15 protein-coding genes and 1 pseudogene are annotated in these 14749 nt (G+C 60.2%); 14 read left to right on the forward strand and 2 right to left on the reverse strand.

Annotation, left to right across the window (positions count from 1 at the left end; translation table 11 throughout):
- The 12 genes from frc to ACFFAR_RS09750 all read left to right on the forward strand — a co-directional run.
- Positions 1 to 932: formyl-CoA transferase (frc, locus tag ACFFAR_RS09695; protein ID WP_174362714.1), on the forward strand; the 932-nt coding region annotated here is incomplete at its 5' end.
- A gap of 88 nt (positions 933 to 1020) precedes the next feature.
- The gene (locus tag ACFFAR_RS09700; protein WP_174362713.1) at positions 1021 to 1800 is read left to right on the forward strand and encodes a fumarylacetoacetate hydrolase family protein; all 780 of its coding nucleotides are present in this window, start codon (positions 1021 to 1023) and stop codon (positions 1798 to 1800) included.
- A 1-nt stretch (position 1801) separates the two neighbouring features.
- Positions 1802 to 3349, forward strand: coding sequence for a Re/Si-specific NAD(P)(+) transhydrogenase subunit alpha (locus ACFFAR_RS09705; RefSeq protein ID WP_174362712.1), 1548 nt, complete (start codon positions 1802 to 1804; stop codon positions 3347 to 3349).
- 11 nt (positions 3350 to 3360) lie between these two features.
- Complete coding sequence (gene pntB / locus ACFFAR_RS09710) at positions 3361 to 4755, forward strand: Re/Si-specific NAD(P)(+) transhydrogenase subunit beta (RefSeq protein ID WP_174362711.1); 1395 nt, start codon at positions 3361 to 3363, stop codon at positions 4753 to 4755.
- An 18-nt stretch (positions 4756 to 4773) separates the two neighbouring features.
- Positions 4774 to 6186, forward strand: coding sequence for a pyruvate kinase (pyk, locus tag ACFFAR_RS09715; protein WP_174362710.1), 1413 nt, complete (start codon positions 4774 to 4776; stop codon positions 6184 to 6186).
- 352 nt (positions 6187 to 6538) lie between these two features.
- Positions 6539 to 7546, forward strand: a complete 1008-nt coding sequence (locus ACFFAR_RS09720; RefSeq protein WP_174362709.1) for a 2-dehydropantoate 2-reductase — start codon at positions 6539 to 6541, stop codon at positions 7544 to 7546.
- A 102-nt stretch (positions 7547 to 7648) separates the two neighbouring features.
- Positions 7649 to 8002: a DUF1428 family protein gene (locus ACFFAR_RS09725; RefSeq protein ID WP_174362708.1), complete on the forward strand. Its 354-nt coding sequence runs from the start codon at positions 7649 to 7651 to the stop codon at positions 8000 to 8002.
- 57 nt (positions 8003 to 8059) lie between these two features.
- Entirely contained in the window at positions 8060 to 8815 is a 756-nt protein-coding gene (locus tag ACFFAR_RS09730) for an AAA family ATPase (RefSeq protein ID WP_174362716.1), read from the forward strand.
- Positions 8816 to 9157: 342 nt separating this feature from the next.
- Positions 9158 to 10834 (forward strand): methyl-accepting chemotaxis protein, encoded by a 1677-nt coding sequence (locus ACFFAR_RS09735; protein WP_174362707.1) that lies wholly within the window; start codon positions 9158 to 9160, stop codon positions 10832 to 10834.
- A gap of 131 nt (positions 10835 to 10965) precedes the next feature.
- On the forward strand, positions 10966 to 11262 hold the full coding sequence (locus ACFFAR_RS09740; protein WP_375507818.1) for a hypothetical protein: 297 nt from the start codon (positions 10966 to 10968) through the stop codon (positions 11260 to 11262).
- 15 nt (positions 11263 to 11277) lie between these two features.
- The gene (locus tag ACFFAR_RS09745; protein WP_174362706.1) at positions 11278 to 11457 is read left to right on the forward strand and encodes a hypothetical protein; all 180 of its coding nucleotides are present in this window, start codon (positions 11278 to 11280) and stop codon (positions 11455 to 11457) included.
- A gap of 119 nt (positions 11458 to 11576) precedes the next feature.
- A complete protein-coding gene (locus tag ACFFAR_RS09750; protein ID WP_075360336.1) occupies positions 11577 to 12056 on the forward strand; it encodes a bacterioferritin in 480 nt (159 codons plus the stop codon).
- Positions 12057 to 12073: 17 nt separating this feature from the next.
- Here the strand turns inward: ACFFAR_RS09750 and ACFFAR_RS09755 are convergent, their stop codons facing one another.
- Positions 12074 to 13225, reverse strand: a complete 1152-nt coding sequence (locus ACFFAR_RS09755) for an epoxide hydrolase family protein (protein ID WP_375507817.1) — start codon at positions 13223 to 13225, stop codon at positions 12074 to 12076.
- 113 nt (positions 13226 to 13338) lie between these two features.
- Between ACFFAR_RS09755 and ACFFAR_RS09760 the strand changes: the two genes are divergently transcribed.
- Both ACFFAR_RS09760 and ACFFAR_RS09765 read left to right on the forward strand, forming a co-directional pair.
- Positions 13339 to 13743, forward strand: coding sequence for a GFA family protein (locus ACFFAR_RS09760; protein ID WP_062001235.1), 405 nt, complete (start codon positions 13339 to 13341; stop codon positions 13741 to 13743).
- A gap of 96 nt (positions 13744 to 13839) precedes the next feature.
- Positions 13840 to 14238, forward strand: a complete 399-nt coding sequence (locus ACFFAR_RS09765) for an FKBP-type peptidyl-prolyl cis-trans isomerase (protein WP_056360399.1) — start codon at positions 13840 to 13842, stop codon at positions 14236 to 14238.
- A gap of 43 nt (positions 14239 to 14281) precedes the next feature.
- Here the strand turns inward: ACFFAR_RS09765 and ACFFAR_RS09770 are convergent.
- Positions 14282 to 14749: pseudogene (locus ACFFAR_RS09770) on the reverse strand (hypothetical protein); the annotation flags it as partial.

A 14749-nucleotide genomic window follows, 5' to 3' on the forward strand; every position in this document is an offset into this window, starting at 1 on the left:
GCTTCACATGGGAACGCGTCCAGGAACTGAACCCGCGGATGATCGTGGCGTCGGTGAAAGGTTTTGGTCCCGGTCCGTATGAGGACTGCAAGGTCTACGAGAACGTGGCGCAATGCGTGGGCGGGGCCGCGTCGACGACAGGTTTCGACGATGGTCCGCCCGTTGTGACCGGTGCGCAAATTGGCGACTCGGGAACGGGCCTGCATCTCGCACTCGGCATTGTGACAGCGCTTTTTCAACGACACACAACGGGTCGCGGCCAGTACGTTCTCTCCGCGATGCAGGACAGCGTGCTCAACCTGTGCCGCGTGAAGCTGCGCGATCAGCAACGCCTGGAACGCACAGGCGTGATGAAGGAATATCCGCAGTATCCCAATGGCGAGTTCGGTGAAGCCGTACCACGCGCAGGCAACGCATCCGGCGGTGGTCAGCCTGGCTGGATCCTGAAATGCAAGGGATGGGAAACGGACCCGAACGCGTACATCTATTTCATTACGCAAGCGCCCGTGTGGGCGAAGATCTGCAACGTGATCGGCAAGGAAGAATGGGCCACCGATCCGAACTACGCCACCGCCGCCGCGCGACTGCCGCATCTGAAGGACATCTTCGCCGAGATCGAACGCTGGACCATGACCAAGACCAAATTCCAGGCCATGGACATTCTGAACAAATACGACATTCCGTGCGGCCCGATTTTATCGATGAAAGAAATCGCGGAAGAGCCGTCGTTGCGCGAAACCGGAACCATTGTCGAAGTCGATCATCCAGTGCGCGGCAAATACCTGACCGTAGGGAATCCTATCAAATTGTCGGATAGCCCCACCGAAGTCACGCGCTCGCCCTTGCTCGGCGAACACACCGACGAAGTGATGGCCGAACTCGGCTATCAGCCGGAACAGATTGCGCATTTGCGAGCGGTCGGCGCCATTTAAAACGCCGGCTTGCAATAAAAGATGATGCGACGCGGCTGAAATGCAGCCGGCGTCAGCGCACCCCATAAAAACTTGCAGGAGACAAACGATGAAAACGTGGATACGGTTTCGGAACGCGCATGGCCAGACGGGATTCGGCGTTCTGGAAAACCATCGCATCACGCAATACGACGGCGAGATGTTCGGGGTTTCGACTCCCGGCGCCAATTTGCTGAGCCTTGAAGACGTCACGCTGCTGAGCCCGTGCGTACCGACAAAAGTGGTCGCGCTCTGGAACAACTTTCACGCGTTGTCGGAGAAACTGGGGAAGGCCGCGCCTTCCCATCCGCTGTTTCTCATCAAGCCGCCGACTTCCGTGATCGGCCACGGCGAACCCATCCGGCGACCGAAGGCTTACAGCGGCAAGATCGCATACGAAGGCGAACTGGCAATCGTGATCGGCAAGCGCTGCAGCAATGTGTCGGCGGAAGAAGCCGATGACCATATCTTCGGCTATAGCTGCATCAACGATGTCACCGCCGCCGAACTCCTCAACGAAGATCCCAACTTCGCGCAATGGTGCAGATCGAAGGGCTTCGATACCTTCAGTTGCATAGGCCCCGCGATCCAGCGCGATTTCGACTGGCGCAATGCGCATGTCGTCACGCGTCTCGATGGCGTCGAGCGCCAGAACTATCCGCTCTCCGACATGATCTATTCGCCCGCGCAGCAAGTGAGCCTGATCTCGCAAGACATGACCCTCGAACCCGGCGATGTGATCGCGTGCGGCACGTCCATTGGCGTCGGATCGATCAAGGATGGCGCGACGGTGGAAGTGTCTATTGGCGGGATCGGGGTGTTGTCGAACGTTTTAGCGGGCGGAGCCTGACATGGCCATGACCATTGCTGTACCGCGCGAAATCCGCGCGGGCGAGCGCCGCGTTGCCGCGACACCCGAAACCGTCGGCCAGTTGTTGAAACTCGGCTTCGCGGTGAATGTGGAATCGCAGGCGGGCCTCGCCGCATCATTCGATGACGACGCCTACCGTGCAGCCGGCGCTCGGATTGTGAGCGACACGACCGCGTTGTGGTCCGGCGCCGACGTCGTGATCAAGGTGCGCGCGCCCGAACCACAGGAAGCGGCGCTGCTGAAAAAAGGCGCGACGCTGATCAGCTTCATCTGGCCGGCACAAAACGCCGCGTTGCTCGCGCAACTTGCAGCGGCCGGCACCAACGTCATGGCCATGGACTCCGTACCGCGCATCTCGCGCGCGCAAAAGCTCGACGCGCTCAGCTCGATGGCGAACATGGCGGGTTACCGCGCGGTTATCGAAGCGGCGCAGCATTTCGGGCGCGTGTTCACCGGGCAAATCACTGCCGCAGGCAAGATGCCGCCGGCGAAAGTGCTGGTGATCGGCGCAGGCGTTGCGGGCCTGGCGGCGATCGGCGCCGCGCGCAGTCTGGGCGCGATCGTGCGTGCATTCGATACCCGCGCCGAGGTCGAGCAGCAAGTGGAAAGCATGGGTGCTGTGTTCCTCACGATCGATATCGAGGAAGAAGGCGGCGGCGGTGGCGGCTACGCGAAACAGATGAGCGCGGAGTTCATCGCAGCCGAGATGGCGCTGTTCGCGGCACAGGCGAAGGAAGTGGACATCATCATCACGACCGCCCTGATTCCGGGCAAACCCGCGCCGAAGCTGATCACCGCGGAGATGGTCGGCATGATGCGCGCGGGCAGCGTGATCGTGGATATGGCGGCCGAGCAAGGCGGCAATTGCGAGCTCACGCAGCCGGGTGAAGTGGCGCAGATCCACGGTGTATCGATAGTCGGTTATACCGATCTCGCAAGCCGCATGGCCACGCAATCGAGCCAGCTTTACGGCACCAACATCCGTCATTTGCTGACCGATCTCACGCCGCAGAAGGATGGCATCGCGAAGATCAACATGGACGACGACGTGATGCGCGGCGCAACGGTCGTGCATGACGGCGTCGTGAGCTGGCCGCCGCCGCCGCCAAAAACGGCGGCCATCGCGCCGCATAAACCTGCGGCCGCCAAACTCGTTGCAACGGATATCAAGGAAGAACCGCGCAGCGCCTTCATGTCGATCGTGATCCTGGCTGTTGCCGCAGTAGCCCTGCTCGCGCTCGGTGCGGTCGCGCCGCCTGCTTTCGTCGCGCATCTGACTGTGTTCGTGCTTGCGGTGTTCGTCGGTTACCAGGTGGTCTGGAACGTGACGCCCGCATTGCATACGCCGCTCATGAGCGTGACCAATGCCATCAGCGGGATCATCGTGATCGGTGCGTTGCTGCAACTCGGTACATCCGACACGCTCGTGACGGTGCTTGGCGGTATCGCGTTGCTGGTTGCCACGATCAACATTGCAGGCGGGTTCCTCGTGACCCATCGCATGTTGAAGATGTTTCAGCGCAATTAAGGAGAAAAAACATGCTGAACGGAATTGGCAACATTGCGTATCTGGGCGCCACCGTGCTTTTCATCTTGAGCTTGCGCGGGTTGAGTCATCCGAGCACCGCGCGCCGGGGCAACATCTATGGCGTAGCGGGCATGCTGATCGCGGTCGTTGCGACATTGCTGATCGCGCAAGGCGCAGGGCTTGCGGTCGTGCTGGCAGCGGCTGTGATCGGCGCGGCGATTGGGGCTGTGCTCGCGCGGCGTGTCGAGATGACGCAAATGCCGCAGCTCGTTGCGGTGCTGCACAGCTTTGTCGGACTTGCGGCGGTATTGATCGGCTTCACCAACTACCTCATGCCGATGGGCGATATCGCCGGCGCCGAGCTGACCATTCATCTCTGCGAGATCTACCTTGGGGTGTTCATCGGCACAATCACGTTCACGGGCTCCATTGTCGCGTTCCTGAAGCTGCAAGGCACGATCAGCGGCAAGCCGCTCGTCTTGCCCGCGCGGCATATGCTGAATCTCGCGGTGCTGGTCGCGTGCGTGGCGCTGGGTTACCGGTTCATGACGGCCAACGTGGTCGCCGACGGCATCACCGCGTTGCTCATCATGATCGTGCTTGCGGCAGCGCTCGGCGTGCATCTCGTGATGGCGATCGGCGGGGCGGACATGCCCGTGGTCGTGTCCATGCTCAACAGCTATTCCGGATGGGCAGCCGCTGCGACCGGCTTCATGCTGAGCAACGACTTGCTGATCACGACCGGCGCGCTGGTCGGTTCGAGCGGGGCAATCCTGAGCTACATCATGTGCCGCGCGATGAACCGCAGCTTCCTGTCGGTGATCCTGGGCGGCTTTGGCGCAGCAAGCGGAACGAGCACAGCGGACGTTGGCGGCGAAGTGATCGCAACGAGTATCGACGAAGTCTGCGCCATCCTGCGCGATGCATCCGAGGTCATCATCGTGCCGGGTTACGGCATGGCCGTGGCGCAGGCGCAGACCACGATCAGCGATATCACGCGCAAGCTCGAAGCACTCGGCGTGAGGGTTCGCTTCGGCATTCATCCGGTCGCTGGACGCTTGCCGGGACACATGAACGTGCTGCTCGCCGAAGCGAAAGTGCCGTATGACATCGTGCTTGAAATGGACGAGATCAACGAGGACTTTCACACGACGGACGTCGTGCTCGTGATCGGCGCGAACGACATTGTGAATCCGGGCGCACTCGAAGATCCGGGCAGCCCGATTGCCGGCATGCCGGTGCTCGAAGTGTGGAAGGCGCGAACGGTCGTGGTCTCCAAACGCGGCATGGCGACCGGTTACGCGGGCGTTGACAACCCGCTCTTCTACAAGGACAACACGCGCATGCTTTTCGGCGATGCCAAGACGAGTGTCGACGCATTGCTGCGTCAACTGTCCGCCGCCTGATCGAAAGACGGGAACCCCATGATCCGCTCACGCAAAGCCAGGATCGTCGCGACGCTCGGTCCCGCGACGTCCGATATCGATACGATCACGCAGCTCTTCAACGCCGGCGCGGACGTGTTCCGCCTGAACTTCAGCCACGGTTCGCACGAGGATCACAAACGCCGTTATGACCTCGTGCGTGAAGTCGAGCGCGCATCGGGCCGGCCAATATCGATACTCGCCGACATGCAAGGCCCGAAGCTGCGCGTGGGCCCGTTTGCAGCGGGCAAGGTGATGCTGGCCGAAGGCGCGGAGTTTTCGCTCGATACCGACCCGGAACCCGGCGATGTCAACCGGGTATATCTGCCGCATCCCGAGTTGTTCGAAGTCGTGGCTGCGGGCCAGTCGCTTTTGCTCGATGACGGCAAGCTTCGCCTCGAAGTCCTCGATAACACCGGCAAACGCATCCGAACCCGTGTGAAGCACGGCGGAGTTCTCTCGGACAGAAAGGGCGTGAATGTGCCCGACACCATCCTGCCGATTCCCGTGCTGACGCAAAAGGATCGCATCGATCTCGCGTTTGCGTTGTCGCTCGGCGCTGACTGGATCGCGCTTTCCTTCGTGCAACGCCCGGAGGACCTTGTCGATGCGCGCGAGCTGATCGGCGATCGCGCTGGCCTGATGGTCAAGCTGGAGAAACCGGCGGCGCTCGATCGTCTGGATGAAATCGTCCAGGCATCCGATTCCGTGATGGTCGCGCGCGGCGACCTGGGCGTCGAATTGCCCCCCGAGCGCGTTCCGGGCGTGCAGAAACGTATTCTGCGGTCGTGCCGCAGCCATGGCAAACCGGTGATCATCGCCACGCAAATGCTCGAGTCGATGATCTCGGCGCCCGTGCCGACACGTGCGGAGGCATCGGACGTTGCGACTGCAATCTACGATGGCGCCGACGCCGTCATGCTCTCGGCGGAATCGGCGAGCGGCGCTTTCCCGGTGCAAGCGGTCGCGATGATGGACCGCATCATCAAGGAAGTGGAGCACGATCCGTTGTACAGGAGCCTGATCGATGCACAACACGAACTGCCGCTGAATACGCCCGGCGATGCAATCTGCGCCGCGTTGCGCGATGTCGCGCAGACCATCGACGCCGTTGCCGTCGTGACGTACACCACGTCGGGACACACGAGCTTGCGCGCCGCACGCCAGCGTCCGGCCGCGCCCATCCTGAGCATCACGCCAAAGCTCGCAACCGCACGACGCCTCGCGCTCGTGTGGGGTGTGCATTCCACGGTGAGTCCGGACATTGGATCGGTGGACGAAATGGTCAGCGCGGCGTGCGGCATTGCTGCAAGACAAGGCTTCGCTACATCCGGCGATCAAATTGCCATCGCGGCAGGCATGCCGTTTGGAGAACCGGGCACGACGAACCTGCTGCGGATTGCAAGGGTTTGACCAAGCGCTGCATTCCACATACGCGCTTTAAACAGCGCGTTGACCACGCGCATCCAAAATTTATTAGGCATCCGGAATATATAAGGTTTACCTAATCCAAGGCATAAGAAACTTTCACTTTCGTTAATGGATGAACGTTGCCATCATGGCTTCAGCCTGAGGCATTCGAGTTCAGCAACATGGCACTTCATCAGGAATGCCGGCGCGCGACGTGGAGACCGTCGCCGATCGCACGGCATGAACCACAACCCGCGGCTTCGCAGGACGCGCCGAGATATTCGCATCGCCTGAAGCCGGATTGACGGTTCCATCTGGCCCGACAGAATTCGTTATTTAAAACAGGAAGAGTCCGATGAAAATCTGTGTATATGGCGCCGGCGCAATCGGCGCGTACCTGGGCGCGCAACTCGCTTCAGCCGGTGCGGACGTCAGCTTCGTTGCGCGCGGCCCGCATCTCGCGGCCATGCAATTGAAGGGCGTGCGCCTCCAGATTGATGGCGGCGAGCGCACCGTCAAGGTCCGGTGCTCATCCGATCCACGCGAACTCGGCGTGCAGGACTACGTCATCATCGCGTTGAAGGCGCATTCGGTGCCGGGCGTGGTCGCTGCAATGCAGCCATTGCTCGGTCCCGAGACCGCCATCGTGACCGCCGTCAACGGCATCCCTTACTGGTATTTCTACAAGCACGGCGGAGAGTTCGCCAACACGACGCTTGACAGCATCGACCCGGGCGGCAAGCAGTGGAAGCAACTTGGCCCTGAGCGCGCGATTGGCTGCGTGGTTTACCCGGCGGCTGAAATCACGGAACCGGGTGTGATACGCCACGTGTATGGCAAGAAGTTTCCCATTGGGGAACCGAGCGGCGAGCGCACCGAACGCGTTCAAAAACTGCACGAGATCATGGTTGCAGCGGACCTCGATGCCCCCATTCGCGACAATATCCGCGATGAAATCTGGCTCAAGCTCTGGGGCAACCTCTGCTTCAATCCGATCAGCGCACTGACCCATGCAACGCTCGACGTGATCACGAGCAACACGGCGACGCGCGATGTATCGAGGACCATGATGCTCGAAGCGAAATCCATCGCGGAACGGTTCGGGGTGCATTTCCGGGTGGATGTGGAAAAACGTATAGATGGCGCGGGCGCCGTCGGTGCGCACAAAACGTCCATGCTTCAGGACCTCGAAGCGCATCGTCCAATGGAAATCGATCCGTTGCTGACCGTCGTGCAGGAAATGGGGCGGCTGCTCGGGCAGGCAACGCCGACTATCGACACGGTGCTTGCGTTGATCAAGCTGCGCGAACAGATTGCGCAGCATGTTCCGGCGCCGGTGCCCGAACCTGCGCCCGTAAGCTGAACCCGATGTCGATTTCCGGCCGCGTCGTTCGTCGTTGAGCAAGGAGGCGCACAACGTCGTTGTGCGTGCTCCTTTTTCGAACGACTGAACAGGAGATGCGACATGACGTACATCGATGGGTTTCTCGCGGCCGTGCCCACGGCCAACCGTGAAGCGTTCCGGCAGCACGCGCACATGGCTGCGGGCGTTTTCAGGGAGCACGGCGCGTTGAAGGTGGTCGAGTGCTGGGGCGACGACGTTCCCGAAGGCACGCTGACGTCGTTCACCATGGCTGTCAAACGCAAGGACGACGAGGCGGTTGTGTTCTCGTGGATTGTCTGGCCGTCACGCCAGGCTCGCGACGAAGGCATGAACGCGGTCATGGCGGATCCGCGACTTCAACCTGACAAAAATCCGCTGCCCTTCGACGGCAAACGCATGATCTACGGCGGTTTCGAAGTGATCGTGGAAGCGTGAGCGACCGGCTCGCAGCGACGCGTTAAGATGGCGCTTCGTCAGCGCTACAACGCACGCATGATCTCCAGCCAGTACATCAGCCGTATTACATTGCAGCGGGAAAAAGTCGAATCTTTCGATGTCTATCCCTTTGCGCTGCCTGCCGTCCGCTCGCTCGACACGCTCGAACTGCATCCGAAGGTGACGTTTTTTGTCGGTGAAAACGGGTCGGGGAAGTCGACGCTGCTCGAAGCCATCGCGGTGTCCATGGGCTTCAACGCGGAAGGCGGCACGAAAAATTTCCGCTTCGATACCCGCTCTTCTCATTCCACGCTCGATGAATACCTTCGTGTCGCCAAGGGATTCAAGAAGCCGAAGGACGGTTTTTTCCTGCGTGCCGAAAGTTTTTTCAATGTCGCGACAGAGATCGAAAATCTCGATGCCGAAGGCGGCTTTGGACCGCCGGTCATCGGCTCTTACGGCGGCCAGTCGTTGCACGAACGCTCGCACGGCGAAGCGTTTCTCGCGTTGTTGATGAACCGCTTTGGGGGCAAAGGCCTTTATCTGCTTGACGAGCCGGAGTCCGCGCTTTCACCGCAACGCCAGCTCGCCGCGCTCGCGCGCATCCACGATCTGGCGAACGACGACTCGCAATTTGTCATTGCGACGCATTCGCCGATTCTCATGGCTTATCCGGATGCGTGGATTTATCAGTTCACGGCCGACGGCGTTGCACGCGTCGATTACGACGATACCGAACACGTCCAGGTCATGCGCGCTTTCGTGGCGAATCCTGGGCGCATGATCCGCACGCTTCTCGATGATGAGACATGATTTCGGTAATAGTCAGACAAATGCCGATTTTAGTGTTCGTTGTAAGGAAACGCTAATTCGGACGCGATTGCAGATAAAGTTAAATAATTTTAAATAAGTCATCTATGTGAGTGTTTTTTACTCTAAAAATGCTGTCTTCGAGAAAGAGTTTAGAATAGCTGTTCAGTTTTTGTGCGAACCACTAAACCGCTCGACGAATTTACGTATACAAATCAACGATCGTCCGCCGCACCGCACAAACTTACAAAACACAAACTCCACGCCAAATCTGAAAGGTCATTTCAGATTCGCCCCAGTTCTCCGTAATCGTGTGCATCGACACACCTCTCGGAGAGCATCAGCATGACCCTCAGCAACTTCAAAATCGGAACCCGGCTTGCCGCAGGTTTCGCCGCAATCCTGATCCTCTTGTGCGCCGTCGGCGGTTTGACGTTGTGGCAGACATCCCGTATCTACGACGGCACCCTTGAACTCGCTAACGACTGGCTGCCAAGCGTTCAGGCCGCCGGACGCATCCAGTCATACGCAAACACCATGCGCCGTACGAGCCTGCGCTATCTGCTCGCCGCGGACGCGAACGAAAGGCAAACCAACCGGGCCGAGCACGACGCCGCTGCGACAAAGGTTCAAGGGGCATTCGCCGGCTATGAAAAACTGATTTCTTCGCCGGAAGAAAGACAGCTCTTCGAGGACATCAAAAGCGGTTGGGGCCGTTACATCGCCGCCGACGCCAAGCTTCTCGAAGCCGCCGATAAAGGCGACGCAGGCATAGCCGAAGCGCGCGCCATCTCGAGCGGCGACGCGGGCAAGGAATTCACCGGAACGCTGAAACTCATAGAACAGGACATCGAGTTGAATCGTGCTGGCGCCGAGAGGGAAGTGGCGGGCGCGGCATCGACCTATCAATCGGCGATGGTCACGACAGGCGTCCTGATTGTCATCGCGTTGGTTGCGGGCGTGACGATCGGCGTACTGATCACGCGCTCGATCACGGCGCCGATCGGGCGTGCCGTGAAGGTTGCCGAAACAGTGGCGCGGGGTGACCTGACTGCGGTGATCGATGTGAGCGGCAAGGACGAAACAAGTCAGTTGCTTGCCGCGATGCGCCACATGAACGAGCGGCTCGTGGACGTGGTCGGCCGCGTGCGAAACAGCAGCGACAGCATTGCCACGGGTTCCGCGCAGATCGCAGCGGGCAATACCGACCTGAGCCAGCGCACGGAAGAACAGGCGGCGTCGCTGGAAGAAACGGCGGCAAGCATGGAGGAGCTCACCGCAACCGTGAAGCAGAACGCCGAGAACGCGCTGCAGGGCAATTCGCTTGCCGCAAATGCATCGGAGACCGCGGTGCGAGGCGGTGAAGTCGTGAACCGCGTCGTCCAGACGATGGGAGAAATCTCCAGCAGCTCCAAACAGGTCGCCGAGATCATCACGGTGATAGAAGGCATTGCGTTCCAGACGAACATTCTCGCGCTGAACGCCGCGGTCGAAGCGGCCCGGGCGGGCGAGCAAGGCCGCGGATTCGCGGTGGTCGCAGGCGAGGTACGGACGTTGGCGCAACGCAGCGCGTCGGCGGCGAAGGAGATCAAGGACCTGATCAGCGCCTCGGTTCAGCGCGTCAATGCAGGCACGCAACTCGTCGATGAAGCCGGTCGCACCATGTCCGAAGTCGTGCAGTCGGTCAAACGCGTGACGGACCTGATGGGCGAGATCAGCGCGGCATCGGGCGAGCAGCATACGGGTATCGAACAGGTCAATCAGGCCGTCATGCAGATGGACGAAGTCACGCAGCAAAACGCTGCGCTCGTTGAAGAGGCATCGGCGGCGGCTCAGTCGATGGCCGCGCAATCCAATACGTTGCGCGAACTGGTATCGATTTTCACGATCGATGCTTCTGAGGTGAGCGTCCATGCATTCGCGCCAGCGCCAACGCACGCACCGAAAAAACCGGCGGTATCGGCAAAGATGACCAGACAAGCGCCCTCGCTTGCAAAAGACGCAGCGTGGACGACGTTCTAACGCGCTAAATCGGGCGCGACACGTGACGATTGATTCACGCTCGCGCGGAGAATAATCGCCGAAAGCCTTGCAGCGCAAGGGTCGAAAATCATTAGAAGAATAACTCGACCCTCTTGTGCGGATCTGGCGTGATGTTTGCGGTAATAAAAGCACCTTTGCTTTTTATCGTGAACATGCTCCGCTTTGTATACGCTCTAGTTTCGATCCTTGTGATGTCGTCAGCCGGCGCCGCTTTTGCTGCAACCCGCGACGAGCAGACGGCGGCCTGCAAGGGCGACGCCATCCGATTTTGCGCATCGGAGATTCCGAACGAGCAGAAAATCACGTCATGCATGAAGGCCAACTTCAATAAGCTGAGTCCAGAGTGCAAGGCGATGTTCAAGCAACCCGCGTCCGACAAACGCAAGAAGCCGGTCAAACCTGCATAAACCAAGGGGCAGCTCATGCTGATACAAACCTTTGAAACCGTGCTGACGTGGTTCGCAATGTGCGGCTTGCACTTGTCGATGTTGACGCCTGCCGAGCTTGCGCACGCATTCGGGGCGCTCCTCGGCATTTTTGTCGGCATTGCATTGCCGCTGGGCATTGCAATGAGCGCGCATCGGCAGATGGAAAAGTTCTGACCGACCGCCAAATGCTGCGGCGCGCCAAGCAACGCGCTTGATCTGCTTGCCGCTTGAGGCGCACCATGAAAAACGCTGCTTGTCCCGAGCGTTACCCGTGTGCGCACCTGGAGGCGAAGATGCCGGAAATCAATCAGCAACGCGTCGTCGAAATTCTCAACCAGATTCTCGAGTCAGAACTCGCTGGCGTGGTCCGTTACACCCACTACTCATTCCTCGTTTTCGGCTTCGGCCGCATCCCGATTGTTGCGTGGCTGCGTGAACAAGCCGACGAGTCATTGCTTCACGCGCAGCAGGCCGGCGAGTGGATCACGACGCTCGGCGCGTATCCATCGCTTGAAATAGGGCCGTTGCTGGATTCCCATACCTTCGACATAGGCTCGATCCTGCGCGAATCGCTCGAAAGCGAAAAGCTTGCGCTGGAGCATTACAGGACGCTGCTGCGCGAGGTCGAAGGCCGCTCCATAGCGCTCGAGGAATACGCGCGGCAGATGATCCACGTGGAGGAGCTGCACGCGGGCGAAGTCGACAAGATGCTTCGACGTCCCGGCGCGGTTTCCACTCTGCCCGATCCGGGTCCGGCGAAGGATCTGCTTTAGGGCGTTCATCGATCCGCTCAACGCAGCGGCCTGAAGAATGTCCGCAGTTCTTCGGCAAGCTCATGCGGCGTTTCCATTGCGGCGAAATGGCCGCCTCGCGGCATGGTGGTCCACCGCTGCACGTTGTAGACACGCTCGATCCACGAGCGCGGCGGCAACGGCAATTCGTGCGGGTAGGCTGCAATGCCCGTTGGCGGCAGCACGCGTTGCCCGCTCGTGAAATGCACGGGCCGCCGCCGGCTTTCCAGATACATGCGAAACGAAGAGCCGATCGTGCCGGTGAACCAGTAGATCGAAATATTGGTGAGCAGTGCATCGAGCGGAATCGCTTTTTCGAGGTCGCCGCCGTTGTCGCTCCAGCTGTAGAACTTTTCGGCGATCCACGCCGCCAGACCGGCCGGCGAATCGTTCAGGCCGAACGCAAGCGTCTGCGGTTTGGTGCCCTGAACATGTGCGTAACCGCCTTCGGCGTCGGCCCATGCTTTGGCTGTATCGAGGAATTGCGTCTCTTCCGGCGAGGGCGGAGCTTCGCCGCCGTCGAGCGGCGGCCGGTACGACCCCGGAATGTAATTCAGATGAAGCCCCGCGACGTTTTCCGGATTCTGAAACGCCAGCCATGTGGAGACAGCCGCGCCCCAGTCGCCGCCCTGCACGCCGTATCTTCCATAGCCGAGACCTTCCATGAGCGCCGCCCACACACGCGCGACTTCGGACGGTCCCGTGCCGGACGTTGACGGTGCGGACGAAAACCCGTACCCGGGCAGCGACGGCACCACGACGTCGAACGCATCGCGCGGGTCGCCGCCGTGGCTGGCGGGATCGGCGAGCAAGGGAATGATCGCCTCCATTTCGATAAACGATCCCGGCCAGCCATGCGTCAGGATTAGTGGCAGGGGCGCCGGCCCCTTTCCACGCGCGTGCACGAAGTGGATGGTTCGATCGTCTATCCTGGTGGTGAATTGCGGCAGCGCGTTGAGCCGCGATTCCTGCGTGCGCCAGTCGAAGCCGTTCTGCCAGTAATCGAGAAGACGTTTCAGGAACGCCTCGTCCGTGCCCTCGCGCCATCCCAGATCCGCGACACACTGCGGCCAGCGTACACGGGACAACCGTTCGTGAAGGTCGTGCAGGGCGGTATCGGGGATCGCTATCTGAAAGGGCGTGACGTTCATGAATGGCACCGTAGGAGGTTTTTATTGTCAACGATCCTACTGCAGTTCCGGCAACGCCGTTCCGGGCATGCACGCCTGTACACTTTCGGTGCGCCATTTCCCGGGAGGATGCGATGCTGAAGACTTATACAGGCAGTTGCCATTGCGGCGCGGTTCGATTCGAAGCCGACATCGACCTGAGCCTCGGCACCAACAAATGCAACTGTTCGATCTGCACCAAGACGCGCAACTGGAACGCGATCATCAAACCTGACGCCTTTCGCCTGCTTTCCGGCGAGCAGGACACGACCGATTATCAGTTCGGTCACAAGGTCGGTCATCACCTGTTTTGCCGCCACTGCGGCGTGCGTTCATTCGCCCGTGGATATGTCGAGGAGATCGGCGGCCATTACGTGTCGGTGCAGTTGGCTTCACTCGATAACGCCGAGCCCACCGAGCTCATAGAGGCGCCGGTGCGTGTCGCCGACGGCCGTCACGACAACTGGGGCGAGCCGCCCGCCGAATCGCGGCATCTCTGAGCGTGGGCACGCTCGTGCTATGGTAAGCGGCTCGATTTCCTGTTGATCGAAGAAATCGTGTACATCATTTCACCCACGAAATAATCCGGACGTTTTATGAAAAAAGTATCGCTTTTGCTTTCGATGGTTCTGCTCGCTTCATCGGCTTATGCCGCCGCCGCAACTGAAACGCTGCCTTCCGGCGTTACCGTGACCGAACTGAAGGCCGGCACGGGCGCGCAGCCGACCGCTGCCGACACCGTCACGGTCAACTATCGCGGCACGCTCGCGGACGGCACCGAGTTCGACTCGTCGTACAAGCGCGGCACGCCGGCATCGTTCCCGTTGGGACGTGTCGTTCCTTGCTGGACGCAGGGTCTGCAGAAGATGAAGGTGGGCGAAAAGGCAAAGCTGGTGTGCCCGCCGGCAACGGCTTACGGCGATCGGGGCGTGGGCGCCATTCCGCCGAACAGCACGCTGACGTTTGAAGTGGAACTGCTGAAAATCGGCAACTGATCGAACGCGTGGTTGCAGGCGCCGGACGGTGGCGCGAGGAGACTCAAGCTGCCGCCGGGTCCATCGTCTTGTTTTTTACGCGTTGCTGCAGCTTGATCAAAAGACGTTGCACGCGTTGCTGCTGAACCACCAGCAAGTTGTTTTCTTCCACCAGCGCCCGGACGCGGCTTTCCCAATATTCGGGGTCCAGGCCAAGCACGGGAGCCGCCGGGCTGTTCTTGACGATCGAGCCGATCATCCGCTCCAGATGGTCGAGCTGCTGATCGGCCAGTCTCGACGGCAGCAGGTTTTCCGCCTTGATCGGCGGCGGTTTCTTTAGGGCGTTCATACTAATACCTCGTCGACCTTTGCCGGCTGTGCGCCGCAATGGTTGTTTTATTGGAATGTGCAGCTTCGCTGTGGTCCATGCGAATACGCGGTCTCGCTGCGCAATGATTCTGGCGAGCCTACGATTCCCGGTTGCACGGCCGTAAACACGAGCGTCGGCGCGGGCGAAGGGAGATCGATGGCG

The sequence above is a fragment of the uncultured Caballeronia sp. genome (genome assembly GCF_964243625.1).
Classification (GTDB): domain Bacteria; phylum Pseudomonadota; class Gammaproteobacteria; order Burkholderiales; family Burkholderiaceae; genus Caballeronia.

Coding starts and splice junctions, on each gene's coding strand:
- ACFFAR_RS09745 (WP_174362706.1), top strand. CDS start 11,278: ATGCTGATACAAACCTTTGAAACCGTGCTGACGTGGTTCGCAATGTGC.
- ACFFAR_RS09760 (WP_062001235.1), top strand. CDS start 13,339: ATGCTGAAGACTTATACAGGCAGTTGCCATTGCGGCGCGGTTCGATTC.
- ACFFAR_RS09740 (WP_375507818.1), top strand. CDS start 10,966: ATGTTTGCGGTAATAAAAGCACCTTTGCTTTTTATCGTGAACATGCTC.
- ACFFAR_RS09765 (WP_056360399.1), top strand. CDS start 13,840: ATGAAAAAAGTATCGCTTTTGCTTTCGATGGTTCTGCTCGCTTCATCG.
- ACFFAR_RS09750 (WP_075360336.1), top strand. CDS start 11,577: ATGCCGGAAATCAATCAGCAACGCGTCGTCGAAATTCTCAACCAGATT.
- ACFFAR_RS09720 (WP_174362709.1), top strand. CDS start 6,539: ATGAAAATCTGTGTATATGGCGCCGGCGCAATCGGCGCGTACCTGGGC.
- ACFFAR_RS09755 (WP_375507817.1), bottom strand. CDS start 13,225: ATGAACGTCACGCCCTTTCAGATAGCGATCCCCGATACCGCCCTGCAC.
- ACFFAR_RS09730 (WP_174362716.1), top strand. CDS start 8,060: ATGATCTCCAGCCAGTACATCAGCCGTATTACATTGCAGCGGGAAAAA.
- ACFFAR_RS09725 (WP_174362708.1), top strand. CDS start 7,649: ATGACGTACATCGATGGGTTTCTCGCGGCCGTGCCCACGGCCAACCGT.
- ACFFAR_RS09735 (WP_174362707.1), top strand. CDS start 9,158: ATGACCCTCAGCAACTTCAAAATCGGAACCCGGCTTGCCGCAGGTTTC.
- pyk (WP_174362710.1), top strand. CDS start 4,774: ATGATCCGCTCACGCAAAGCCAGGATCGTCGCGACGCTCGGTCCCGCG.
- ACFFAR_RS09705 (WP_174362712.1), top strand. CDS start 1,802: ATGGCCATGACCATTGCTGTACCGCGCGAAATCCGCGCGGGCGAGCGC.
- pntB (WP_174362711.1), top strand. CDS start 3,361: ATGCTGAACGGAATTGGCAACATTGCGTATCTGGGCGCCACCGTGCTT.
- ACFFAR_RS09700 (WP_174362713.1), top strand. CDS start 1,021: ATGAAAACGTGGATACGGTTTCGGAACGCGCATGGCCAGACGGGATTC.